We start from the raw sequence: 7,323 nt of genomic DNA, 5'->3' as shown, positions 1-7,323 counted from the left end.
GCCGCCCGCACCCCCTGGAACCTCGCGGTCGACCAGCGGCCCGCCGCCGTCGCCGTCCCCCACTCCGCCGAGGAGGTCGGCGAGGTCGTCCGCGCCGCGGCGGCCGCCGGCCTCCGGGTCGCCCCGCAGAGCAGCGGCCACGGCGCCGGCCCCTTCATGGGGCGCGACCTCGGCGACGTCGTCCTGGTCCGGCTGCACGAGCTCACCGGCGTCACCGTCGACGCGGGCGCCCGCACCGCGCGGGTCCTCGGCGGCACGCTCTGGCAGGACGTCGTCGCGGCCGCCGCACCGCACGGCCTCACCGCCCTGCACGGCAGCGCTCCCGACGTCGCCGTCGCCGGCTACGTGCTCGGCGGCGGACTGTCCTTCTACGGGCGCCGGCACGGCCTGGCCACCAACAGCCTGCGCGCCGTCGAGGTGGTCACCGCGGACGGCTCGCTGGTCCGCGCCACCGCGGACGAGCACCCCGACCTGTTCTGGGCGCTGCGCGGCGGCGGGGGCAGCTTCGGCGTGGTCGTCGCGGTCGAGCTCGACCTGCTGCCGTACGCCGACGTGTTCGCCGGCATGCTGCTCTGGGACCGGGAGCGGGCGCCGGAGGTCGTGCCCGCCTGGGCCGCATGGACCCGGGAGGTCCCGGAGTCGGTGACCACGTCGCTGCGCGTGATGAGCTTCCCGCCGCTGCCCGAGCTGCCGCCGTTCCTCAGCGGTCGCCAGATCGTCGTGGTCGACGGCGCCGTGCTCGAGGAGGACGACCGGGCCGCCGAGCTGCTCGCCCCGCTGCGGGCGCTCGCGCCGGAGATGGACACCTTCGCCAGGATCCCGGCCGCCGGCCTGACCGCCGTCCACATGGACCCGCCGGCGCCCGCGCCGGCCGTCGCCGACCACGCGGTCCTCGCGGACCTGCCGGAGGAGGCGGTGGCGGCGTACCTGGGCCAGGTCGGCCCGGGCAGCACCACGTCGTTGCTCTTCGCCGAGCTCCGCCACCTCGGGGGCGCCCTGGGTCGCCCGGCGGAGGGCGGCGGGGTCGCGTCTCACCTCGAGGGCGCCTACGCGCTGTTCTGCGTGGCCATCGCGCCGTTCCCGGAGGCCGCGGCGCAGGGTCTCGCCGACGCCGCCGCGACGTGCGCGGCCATGGCGCCGTGGACGACGGGCACCCACGTCCTCAACTTCAGCGACGGCCCCGTCGACGTCGGGACCGTCTACGGGGACCGCCTGGAGCGGTTGCGGGCCGTCCGGGCCTCGGTCGACCCGCACCGGCTGTTCGAGGCGCACCACCCGGTCGGGTAGCGGCCGCGCGCGAGCTCACCACGAATCTCACGCCTGGACGATGAAGCTTCGTCGTCCAGGCGTGAGGTTCATCGGCCGGCCGATGAACCTTTCGTGCAGCGCCGGCTACGGCAGCCGCTGGACGAGCTCCGCGGCACCGACCAGGGCGCCGGTGTAGAACGGGATCTCCTCGCGGACGTGCCGGCGGGCGCCGGACGCGCGCAGGGTGCGCATCAGGTCGACGATCCGGTACAGCTCGTCGGCCTCGAAGGCGAGGATCCACTCGTAGTCGCCGAGCGCGAAGCTGGCGACGGTGTTCGCGCGGACGTCGGGGTAGTCGCGGCCCATCTGGCCGTGCTCGACCAGCAGCGCACGCCGCTCCTCGTCGGAGAGCAGGTACCACTCGTAGGAGCGCACGAACGGGTAGACGCAGACGTGCGCCTTGGGCTCCTCGTCCATGAGGAACGCCGGCACGTGGCCCTTGTTGAACTCCGCCGGGCGGTGCAGCGCCAGCTGCGACCAGACCGGTGCGAGCCGGCGACCGAACGCCGTGCGACGGAAGCGCTGGTAGGCGGCCTGCAGCTCCTCGGAGGTGGTGGCGTGCCACCAGACCATCAGGTCGGCGTCGGCGCGCACCCCGCTGAGCTCGTAGGTGCCGCGGACGATGACGTCGGACTCGGCGAGCTCGGCGAAGAGCTTCTCGACCTCCGCACCCTCGGCCTCCCGGTCCGCATCCCCGAGCAGGTCGTCGAGCCGGAAGACCGACCACATCGCGTAGCGGATGGAGTCGTTGATCTCCCGGACCTTCGAGGCGTTGCTGGACATGGGCTCCATTGTGCCAACTGCCCCCGCACGACCCGAAGGGACTTCAGTCCCGACCGTAGCCCGCCTCCCGGGCCTTGATGATCGCCTCCGCCCGGCCGGCGGCGTGCAGCTTGGCGTAGATGGCCGAGACCGCGTTGCGCACCGTCTTGCTCGACACGTAGAGCTCGGCCGCGATGGCGTCGTTCGACCGGCCGGCGGCGAGCAGCCGCAGGACGTCCCGCTCGCGGTCGGTGAGCTGCGGGAACGGCTCCGGCTCGGCGGTCCGGGCACCGGAGAAGTACGACGCGACGCGGCCGGCCAGCGTCGCCCCGAACACCATGCCGCCGCTCGCCGCCGCGCGGATCGCGGTCTGCACCTCGTCGGCGCCGGAGCCCTTGAGCAGGTAGCCGCTGGCACCGGCGCGGATCGCGCTGAGCACCGTGTCGTCGTCCTCGTTCATGGTGAGCATCACCACGCGCACGTCGGGCTGCCGGCCGGTGATCATCCGGGTCGCCTCGATGCCGTCGAGCCGGGGCATCTGGATGTCCATCACGACGACGTCGGGCGCGGTCTCGGCGACCACGTGCACGGCGTCGCGACCGTCGGCGGCGGTGCCGACCACCTCGAGCCCGTCGAGGGCACCGAGGAGGGAGGCCAGCCCCTCGCGGACGATCTGGTGGTCGTCGACCACGACCACGCGGATGTCGGCGGTCTCTTGGGTCATGGTGCGCTCCTCAGCGGCAGCCAGGCGCGCACCACGGTGCCGCCGGTGGGGGGACAGGTGATCTCGCTCCGGCCGCCGAGCTCGGCCGCCCGCTCGCGCAGCCCGACCAGCCCGACCCCGGCCTGCGCGTCCGGCGCGACGCCGGTGCCGTCGTCGACGACCTCGACCAGCAGCGCGCTGTCGACGACCTCGAGCCGGACCTCGCTGCGCGTCGCCCGGGCGTGCCGGGCGACGTTGGTCAGCGCCTCGCCGGCGATCCGGTACGCCGCCACCTCGACCGCGGCCGGCAGGCTGCCGAGCTCGCCGGCGGTGACGGTGGCCGGCGGGTCGAGGCTCGCTGCCTGCTGGCGCAGCGCCCCGACCAGACCGAGGTCGTCGAGCGCCGGCGGCCGCAGCTCGTGCACCAGCCGCCGTACGTCGGCGACGACGTCCTGCACGTGCCGGCTGGTGCCGGCGATCCGCTCCTGGGCGGCGCCGGGGTCGCGGTCGACGAGCAGCCGGGCCGACTCGAGCTCGAAGACGACCCCGCTCAGCGCCGGACCGAGCCCGTCGTGGAGGTCGCGGCGGATCCGCCGGCGCTCCTCCTCGCGGGCGGTGACCAGCCGCTCCCGGCTGTCCTGGAGCTCCTCGGCGAGCCGGCTGGTCCGTGCGGCGGTGGCCGCCTGGCGGACCAGGTCGCCGAGCAGCGCCTCGTCGCGGCGCGACAGGCGGCTGCGCAGCCCCCGGGCGGGCAGCACCAGCCGGCCGACCTCGCTGTCCCGGTAGGAGATCGGCAGGGTCCGGGTGTCGGCCGGGCGCTCGCCGTACGTCGCCACCAGCCGCTCGCCCCCGCTCCGGTCGACCTCGACGCTGACGAAGCCGACCCCGAAGGCGCTCGCGACGGCCCGGGCGACCGCGGCGAGCTGCTCGGTCACCTCGTCGGTCGACTCCAGCGTGGAGGCGAGCCCGGCGACGGCGTCGTAGGGGTCGGCGCGATCGCCGAGCACGACCCGGCGCACCCAGCGCGAGAGCCGGTTGCGGAGCGGACCGTAGAGCAGCACGGTCGTGAGCAGCACGACCAGCACCACCTCGGACTGCCGCATCGTGTCGGTCAGCAGGGCGCTGAGCCCCGCGACCACTGCGAAGTCGACCACGACGAGGACGGCGGCGAGCGCCGCGAGCAGCACGGTGCGGCCGAGCAGGTCCTCGATCGGCACCAGGCTCGGGTTGACGACCGCGACGGTCATGGCGACCGGGACCAGGACGATCGCGACGAAGAAGACGACCGTCTGGAGCGGGCCGAGGTCCACGGCCACGGACCCGAGCACCAGCACCGCGGTGACCAGCGCGCCCCAGAGCAGCCAGCGCATCCGGTCCCTGGCGGTCCCGGAGGAGCGCCGGTAGCGGTGCACGACGACCGCGATCGGGACCACGACACCGAGGACCGTGCTGGCCTGGAGGGCCGCGGCGATCCCATCCGCGACCGGGGCCAGCGCACCGATCGTCGTCGGGTCGGGGTCGACCCCTGGTGGGAAGGCGTCGGTCTCCTGCCGGTAGGGCATCACCACGGTCGCCAGCGCGCTCAGGCACATCGCCGTCATGCAGACCCAGCTCGCGACGCCCCACCGGCCGGGGAGGAACCGGCCCTCCGGGAAGAGCAGCGGCAGCACCACGATCGTCGCGGGCAGCAGGGCGGTGAACCGGGCGAGGAACCAGACGGCGAAGGTCATCGCGGGCAGCGCGTGGTCGGTGACCACGCCGAGCCGGACGTAGGCCTCGGACAGCCCGTCGAGGGACCAGAACAGCCCGACCGCGCCGAGCGTCCAGCCGATCAGCCGGTGCTCGGCGCGGCGCAGCACCACGGCCGCCAGCAGCGCGAGCACCAGGCCGACCAGAGCGGTGCCGCCGTACCCGATCTCGATGCCCTCGCCGAAGGACCAGAGGACGGGCCGGCCCCGGGACCGCAGCCCCAGCAGCACCACGCCGGCCAGGCAGGCCGCGCAGAGCAACGGGAACGCGGCAGCGACCGGCCAGCCGACCGGTCGCTGCTCGCTGGGGGTGTGCCCGGGAGTCACCGGCACATCATGACCGGAAGGCGCGGTCACCGAAGGAGAACCCGGCCGCGGTGACCGTCAGCCAGAGCGCGCCGGTCATCCCGGAGAGGTACTCCAGCGGGGAGATGCCGAGGAGGACGGTCAGCCCGCCGAGGACCAGGCCGACGATGCCGAGCCAGCGCGGCGCACCGCCCTGCCGGGCGACGACGTGGATCGCGAGCCCGGCCAGGCCGGCGAGGACCCAGAGCCAGGGGATGGTGCCGATCCAGTGGTTGTACATCGCGCCGGTGCTGTCGTCGACGATGTTGTCGCCCTGCGCCAGCGGCATCATGAACTCGGTGTCGAGGCCGGCGCCCAGCACGCTCACGACGGCGGTGCCGGCGAGGCCCGCGAGGGCGACCACCGGGGCCAGCCCGTCGGGCGAGACGGCGCGCAGCCGGCGGTGCAGGCCGGCGGCGAAGACGACCATCAGCACGGCACCGAGCATGGTGACGCTGTGGAAGACGAACATGACGGGGCCCTTGTCCTGCAGGGCGTCGGCGACACCGGTGGTGGTGCCGGCGAACTCGTCGCGGTAGACGACGTCGACCATCGACGAGGTGACGACGGTCCCGATGCCGGCGAGGCCGGCGCCGAGCCCGGCCAGCGCCCACCGGCGCGAGGTGCGGGTCGCCGGAGCCGGGGTGATGTCGGCGCGGACCGGGTTGCGGGTGGTGATGCGGGTGTGGGTCTGGGTGGTCATCGAGGTGACTTTCTGTGAGTGGGGTGTGCTCGATGACCCGAGGTTCGCGGGCCGGGTGTCCCACCCGACAGGGACAACGGGGCAGACTGCTGCCCGATGGACGGCACCCCAGAGCTCCGGATCGCGATGTGGTCGGGACCGCGCAACCTCTCGACCGCGCTGATGCGCAGCTTCGGGAACCGGGCCGACTGCTCGGTCGTCGACGAGCCCCTCTACGCCGCCTACCTCGCCACCACCGGCCTCGACCACCCCGGCCGCGCGGAGGTGGTCGCGTCCCAGCCGACCGATCCGGCCGTCGTGCTCACCGAGCTGACCACCGGTCCGGTCGGGACGCCGCTGCAGTACCAGAAGCACATGACCCACCACGTCCTGCCGTCGGTGCCGCGCGCGCCGCTGGCCGGCCTGCGCCACGCGTTCCTGGTCCGCGACCCGGAGCGGGTGCTGACGTCGTACGCGAAGGTCCGCGACGAGCCGACCCTCGAGGACCTCGGGCTGCCCCAGCAGCTCGAGCTCTTCGAGACCTACGGCGGCCCGGTGGTCGACGCCGCCGACGTGCTCCGCGACCCCCGGGGCACGCTCGGTCTGCTGTGCTCGGCCCTCGGCATCGCGTTCGACGAGGCGATGCTCGCCTGGCCGGCCGGACCGCGCCCGACCGACGGGGTGTGGGCGCCGCACTGGTACGCCGGCGTCGAGGCGTCGACCGGCTTCGCGCCGTGGTCGCCGGGGTCGGGCGACCCGCTGCCCGACCGGCTCGCGCCGCTGCTGGAGCGGTGCCGGCCCTACTACGACGCCCTGGCGGCCCACCGCCTGCGCCCGGCCGCGCCGGCGACGTCACCCCCTGAGGAGAGCTGATGCTGCAGCACTGGGACGAGCGCAACCGCGACCTCGTCGTCGGGATCGACGACCGGCTGGTCCACCGCGACGAGGCGGGGATCAGCCCCTTCGACTCGGTCGTCCAGGGCGGCGACGCCGTGTGGGAGGGGTTGCGGCTGCACCGCGGACGCATCTTCAAGCTCACCGAGCACCTCCGGCGGCTGCGGCACTCGGCGCAGGCCCTGGCGTTCACCACCGTCCCGAGCGACGACGAGATCACCGACCGGATCCGTGCCGTGCTGGCCGCCAACGCGATGACCGACGACGTGCACGTCCGGCTCACGCTGACCCGCGGCGTGAAGATCACCAGCGGCATGGACCCGCGGCTCAACCGGTCGGGGCCGACGCTCATCGTGCTCGCGGAGTTCAAGTCACCCGTGTACGACGAGGGCGGGATCTCGCTGGTGACCTCGTCGGTGCGGCGTCACCGACCGGACTCCCTGGACCCGAGGATCCACCACAACAACCTGCTCACCTCGATCCTCGCCAAGGTCGAGGCGAACGTCGCCGGCGCCGACGACGCGATCATGCTCGACGACGCCGGCTTCGTCGCCGAGACGAACGCGACCCACGTCTTCCACGTGGCGGACGGGGTCGTCCGCACGTCGACGACGCGGGCCTGCCCCGCCGGCATCACCCGGGAGACGATCCTCGAGATCTGCGGTGTGACCGGTGTCCCGACCGCGGTCGGCGACTACTCGCTCACCGACGTGTACAACGCCGACGAGGTGTTCGTGACCGGCACGATGGGCGGGGTCACGCCGGTGCTGAGCGTGGACGGCCGCGTGATCGGCTCCGGGAAGCCGGGAGCCGTGGCGCGGTCGCTGTCCGCGGCCTACCTCGAGCGCACCGCGACCGAGGGCACGGTCGTCGTCTGACCG

The 7,323-nt window shown here is 74.1% G+C and carries 7 protein-coding genes; 3 read left to right on the top strand and 4 right to left on the bottom strand.

The window, feature by feature from the left end; translation table 11 throughout:
• Positions 1–1,287 (top strand): FAD-binding oxidoreductase (locus tag ACILQ5_RS13585; RefSeq protein ID WP_395658545.1); only part of this gene is annotated, 1,287 nt, incomplete at its 5' end.
• A gap of 105 nt (positions 1,288–1,392) precedes the next feature.
• On the opposite strand, the gene hemQ is transcribed toward ACILQ5_RS13585, so the two are convergent.
• From hemQ to ACILQ5_RS13565, 4 genes are read right to left on the bottom strand one after another with little or no spacing between them, the layout of a single operon-like run.
• Entirely contained in the window at positions 1,393–2,100 is a 708-nt protein-coding gene (gene hemQ, locus ACILQ5_RS13580) for a hydrogen peroxide-dependent heme synthase (protein WP_395658544.1), read from the bottom strand.
• A gap of 34 nt (positions 2,101–2,134) precedes the next feature.
• Complete coding sequence (locus ACILQ5_RS13575; protein ID WP_395658543.1) at positions 2,135–2,794, bottom strand: response regulator; 660 nt, start codon at positions 2,792–2,794, stop codon at positions 2,135–2,137.
• Entirely contained in the window at positions 2,791–4,848 is a 2,058-nt protein-coding gene (locus tag ACILQ5_RS13570; RefSeq protein ID WP_395658542.1) for a sensor histidine kinase, read from the bottom strand. Before ACILQ5_RS13570 ends, ACILQ5_RS13575 begins: the two co-directional genes overlap by 4 nt.
• Positions 4,849–4,855: 7 nt before the next feature.
• Positions 4,856–5,569, bottom strand: coding sequence for a hypothetical protein (locus tag ACILQ5_RS13565; protein WP_395658541.1), 714 nt, complete (start codon positions 5,567–5,569; stop codon positions 4,856–4,858).
• Positions 5,570–5,665: 96 nt separating this feature from the next.
• On the opposite strand from ACILQ5_RS13565, the gene ACILQ5_RS13560 reads away from it, so the two are divergent.
• Entirely contained in the window at positions 5,666–6,421 is a 756-nt protein-coding gene (locus ACILQ5_RS13560) for an HAD family hydrolase (RefSeq protein ID WP_395658540.1), read from the top strand.
• Complete coding sequence (locus ACILQ5_RS13555) at positions 6,421–7,320, top strand: aminotransferase class IV (protein ID WP_395658539.1); 900 nt, start codon at positions 6,421–6,423, stop codon at positions 7,318–7,320. The genes ACILQ5_RS13560 and ACILQ5_RS13555 overlap by 1 nt, the downstream gene beginning before the upstream one ends.
• Positions 7,321–7,323: the final 3 nt, after the last annotated feature.

The sequence above is a fragment of the Nocardioides sp. genome (assembly GCF_044226305.1).
GTDB lineage: Bacteria > Actinomycetota > Actinomycetes > Propionibacteriales > Nocardioidaceae > Nocardioides.
This window is presented reverse-complemented; position numbering and strand designations above follow the sequence as displayed.